The sequence below is a fragment of the Emticicia sp. genome (assembly GCF_049241225.1).
Taxonomy (GTDB): Bacteria; Bacteroidota; Bacteroidia; order Cytophagales; family Spirosomataceae; genus Emticicia.
This window is the reverse complement of sequence record NZ_JBMLRC010000422.1, coordinates 1-4,100: the sequence shown is the minus strand read 5'-3', so window position 1 is coordinate 4,100 and position 4,100 is coordinate 1. Positions and strand designations below refer to the sequence as shown.

Sequence of the window (4,100 nt, the reverse complement as noted above, 5' to 3'; positions counted from 1 at the left end):
TCGTTTTCGTCAAGATAAATCTTACGCATACGAATCGATTTTGGCGTGATTTCTAAGTATTCATCTTTTTGGATATACTCCATGGCATCTTCTAACGAGAAGTTGATTTTTGGAGCAATTTTCACGTTTGTATCTGAGCCAGATGCACGCATGTTGGTTAATTGTTTCGCAGTTTGTACGTTCACAACGATGTCGTTCTGACGGTTATGCTCACCAATTACCATACCCATATAAACCTCTTCACCTGGGTCGATGAAGAACGCTCCTCTGTCTTGTAATTTATCAATCGAGTAAGGCGTAGCTGGACCATTACCGCTGGCAATCAATGAACCGTTTACACGACCAGGAATTGCTCCTTTGAATGGCTCATAAGATTTGAAACGGTGGTTCATGATAGCTTCTCCGAAAGTAGCTGTCAATACGCTTGAACGTAAACCAATCAAACCACGTGATGGAATATTGAACTCAAGGTGTTGTAAGTCGCCTTTTGGCTCCATAATCAACAATTCACCTTTACGTTGTGTAGCTAATTCGATTACTTTACCAGCAGTTTCTTCTGGAACGTCAACAACCAAAGTTTCGATTGGCTCGAGACGCTCGCCGTTTTCGCCCTCTTTGTATAATACTTGTGGTTGACCAACTTGAAGCTCATAACCTTCACGACGCATCGTTTCGATAAGAACTGACAAGTGGAGGATACCACGACCAAACACTAAGAATTTATCTTCAGTATCGCCCGATTGTACTCTCAAAGCAAGATTTTTCTCTGTTTCTTTCATCAAACGGTCACGAAGGTGGCGTGATGTTACGAATTTACCTTCTTTTCCGAAGAAAGGAGAGTTGTTAATCGTAAACAACATGTTCATCGTAGGCTCGTCGATTGAGATACGTGGTAAAGCCTCTGGGTTTTCCATATCAGCGATAGTATCACCGATTTCGAAATCTTCGATACCTGTAATCGCACAAATTTCACCCGAAGCTACTTCTGCAACTTTTACTTTACCAAGACCTTCAAATACTTGTAATTCTTTGATTTTGTTTCTCTTGATTGAGCCATCCGCTTTACAAAGAGCTACTTGCATACCCTCTTTCAAAACGCCTCTTGCTACACGACCGATAGCGATACGACCTACAAAAGAAGAATAATCGAGTGAAGTGATTTGTAATTGAGCTGTTCCGTCAACTACTGGAGACGCAGGAATATGCTCAATGATAGCATCTAACAACGGAACGATGTCGGTTGTTGGAGTTTTCCAATCAGTACTCATCCAACCTTGTTTTGATGAACCATAAAGACAAGGGAAATCAAGTTGGTCTTCGGTTGCTTCGAGGTTAAACATCAAATCGAAAACTTGCTCGTGAACTTCGTCTGGGCGACAGTTTTCTTTATCAACTTTATTTACAACAACGATTGGTTTCAAACCTAATTGAAGAGCTTTGCCCAATACAAAACGAGTTTGTGGCATTGGTCCTTCAAAAGCATCAACTAATAAAATTACGCCATCGGCTAATTTCAATACACGCTCCACTTCTCCACCAAAGTCAGAGTGACCTGGGGTATCAATGATGTTAATTTTTACGCCATTGTATCTCACTGAAACGTTTTTAGAAACGATAGTGATACCACGCTCACGCTCAAGGTCATTGTTATCAAGAATCAAATCACCGAATTCTTGGTTTTCTCTGAAAATTTTTGAAGCGTGAATGATTTTATCAACCAATGTAGTTTTACCGTGGTCAACGTGGGCAATGATGGCGATGTTTCTGATATTATTCATTAAATGTAATTGTTTAGTTCGTTGGCGTCAGCATTTACCCAACGGACGACGGATAAACAATGACGAAGAACACTTTTTCTTAAATAAACCGCAAAATTACGGAATATAAATGATAATTCCTTAACTAATTCTGACAATCCCCTGATTATCAAATTGTTAATAAGAATAGTACAATTATTTTTACGAAAATCAATAATTTGAACAATTTAGGTGGGCCTTAATTAAGCTTAAATCAAGCTAAATCACACTAATTTGGTAGATTTAGTGGTATTTTAATTTCGAGTTTATTTTTTTCTTGTAATTTTGCAAACTCTTTTTTAGAACCCTGTATATCAGATAATTACATTCAGTGAAAAACGAAAAGCAAGTCTTTAAAATACATAAGCAAACTTACCAAACCATCGGATTTTGCCTTATGATATTTTTTTCTATTTCGGGTTATGCTCAAACTTACAATCATACCAGCGTTTGGTCGAGATTCCTGATTAGTAAGCAATTTGGCAAATTGCTTATTTCGGGCGATGTGGCCTATCGACGACAAAATGATTTTCGTTATTCTAAATACAATTTTTTAAATAAACCTTTTCTTGACGCCCAGCGTCTGATGGTAGGATATCGTACAAAAGACTGGCTTTTTAGCTTTGGGGTTTCAAGATGGAATGCCTATCCAATTTTAGGAAAAGAAGCTGATTTGGAAAGACCTCCCACTGTTGAGTGGCGATTTGTTCCTGGAATCGAATATTTTAAGACCATAAAAAAAGGTACTTTTCAGTGGCGAACCCAGTATGAGTATAGACATTTTGCTGAACGTACGGCTGGGCGTTTTCGCCAACGTTTTCAATTTCGTCAGCCGATTTCTGAAACAAATAGTTTGATATTTTTACAAGAGTTTTTGTTAGGAGCTCCACCTAATTCAACAAAAAAATATGAACAGAACCAAGCAGGTGTAACTTTCAATCATAATTTTACTAAATATTTAGAGTCAGAATTGGGCTATCGTTATATTTTCCGTCGCCGTCGCACAACCAATGAAATCGACAACGAACATGCCCTTGTTGTGGGGCTGATGTATCGTTTATGAGTCAATTTTTAAGCATCAATTTCCTGTTTTGCCTAAATTAAAGTCAAAAAAATATAAGAAAAAGCAAATATTTCGGTAGTTAAGCTTGAAAAAGAGTAGTTACTTTGTTACATTGTTTTACTCTATCCAATTTAAAAAACCATGAAAAAAATATTTTTGCTTTTTTCACTCGTTCCTGCCGTTATGTTTGGGCAAACAAAACCTGTGAAACTCGTTCGTGACGATGCCAATAAAAAGGTTGATGTCTTGGTCGATGGCAAACCTTTCACTTCTTATATCTACCCAGGCCCAGATGTGCTGAAAAAAGCGGTTTTATACCCAGTTCGTACATCCGAAGGTACACTTATCACGCGTGGCTGGCCAATGGACCCACGCCCGGGCGAGCGTATCGACCACCCGCATCATGTTGGCGTTTGGTTTAATTATGAAGATGTAAATGGCCACGATTTTTGGAATAACTCAAATACGCCGCCCAATCCGAAGGGAGTTTACGGAACAATCGTTCATACGGGAATCAAATCAGTAAAATCGGGTGCAAATAAAGGTTCGTTGGTAGTTACAGCCGATTGGTTGGATAAAGACGGAAAAATTATGTTGAAAGAAACAACGACCTACATTTTTCAAGGTACTGATAAACAACGAATTACTGATAGAATTACAACCCTAACGGCTGCTGATAAAGAAGTAACATTCAAGGACGTAAAAGATGGTACGTTTGCTATCCGTTTGGCTCGCCAGTTGGAGCATCCTTCAAACAAAGCCGAAGTATTTACGGATGCAAGTGGCGTGGCTACCAAAGTGCCAGTATTGGATAATACAGGAATCACAGGAAGTTATCGCAACAAAGAAGGAATTGAAGGGGAAGATACTTGGGCAAAACGCTCTGATTGGGTGAATCTTCGTGGAAAAATCGGTGAAGAAAAAATCTCAGTTGCCATTATCGACCATCCGAAAAATGTTGGGTATCCAACTTACTGGCACTCACGTGGTTATGGTCTTTTCTCGGCAAATCCATTCGGACAAAAAGTATTCTCAAATGGCAAAGAGGAACTCAATTTCAAACTTGCTCCTAAGCAATCAACAACCATGCGTTTCCGTTTGGTGGTAACTTCGGGCGAAGTTTCGGATACAGAAATGAACAAACTAACTGCCGATTTTGCTAAAGTGCAGTGATAACATAGCTTTTTAAGCAAGAAAAACGTGGCATATTTTTATAATGTGCCACGTTTTTTATTTGCGTA

General features: G+C 38.8%; 3 protein-coding genes. 2 read left to right on the top strand and 1 reads right to left on the bottom strand.

Going from position 1 to position 4,100, the window contains the following annotated elements:
• Positions 1–1,778 (bottom strand): translational GTPase TypA (gene typA, locus ACOVO2_RS21760; protein WP_421771991.1); only part of this gene is annotated, 1,778 nt, incomplete at its 3' end.
• 415 nt (positions 1,779–2,193) lie between these two features.
• Between typA and ACOVO2_RS21755 the strand changes: the two genes are divergently transcribed.
• Together ACOVO2_RS21755 and ACOVO2_RS21750 are read left to right on the top strand one after the other, a co-directional pair.
• Entirely contained in the window at positions 2,194–2,859 is a 666-nt protein-coding gene (locus tag ACOVO2_RS21755; protein WP_421771990.1) for a DUF2490 domain-containing protein, read from the top strand.
• Positions 2,860–3,000: 141 nt separating this feature from the next.
• On the top strand, positions 3,001–4,032 hold the full coding sequence (locus ACOVO2_RS21750; protein WP_421771989.1) for a PmoA family protein: 1,032 nt from the start codon (positions 3,001–3,003) through the stop codon (positions 4,030–4,032).
• The last annotated feature ends 68 nt before the right edge of the window (positions 4,033–4,100 follow it).